At 34.8% G+C, this 640-nt stretch carries 1 pseudogene; it reads left to right on the top strand.

Features of this window, described 5'->3' with window-relative positions:
* Positions 1-373: 373 nt before the first annotated feature.
* A pseudogene (locus R7Z77_RS26285) lies at positions 374-640 on the top strand (hypothetical protein); the annotation flags it as partial.

Here is a 640-nt window from a genome sequence, read left to right as displayed (position 1 = left end):
AAATACAAATCTCTTTTATTAAATATAAACGAGATTCGTTCTTGCTTTTATTTGTGTATTAGATAATTATGTTTTTCTAATCTGTTAATGTCCATACAGCATAGCCCGCCCAAAATTAACGCAATTTTTCTTCATTATTTTTCCTGTTTTATTTTGTTGAATATTCACTCTTTCTAAATTAATTAATTACATTAATTTAAACGTTTGCTTCGCGTTTTTTCGGGTAATTTTCTCGCCATTTATCAGAATTTATTTTTACCCTTAATATAGTAGTAAATACTTAAGTAATAAAGTCATCAACAATAGGGATAGCGATTAATAAAACATCGTATTATTATCTCGCCCCTTGAGATGTAACAAATTATTACTAAAAATGAACAGAAATTATTATTTGATTTTTCTTGCTGCTTTACTTGCTGGTTGCGGTGGAGGAGGTGACTCCAAGCCGAGCAATACAAGCTCTCCCACTTCTCTCACGAAGCAGAGTCGTCCACAGCTGATTGTTGAAGATGCCTCGTTGCAGTTTGAGGGTGTGGGAACCATCACTCAGACACTATTGAGCAACGTTCGCGGCTCAGTATCTTACCAAGTCATTGATTCAAATCCGCCGAATGTGGTGAGAGTGAATGATTCGGGAGTA

Source organism: Vibrio sp. 1401 (assembly GCF_033340295.1).
Note: the sequence above shows the minus strand (reverse complement) of the source record. Positions and strands in the feature narration are given on the sequence as shown.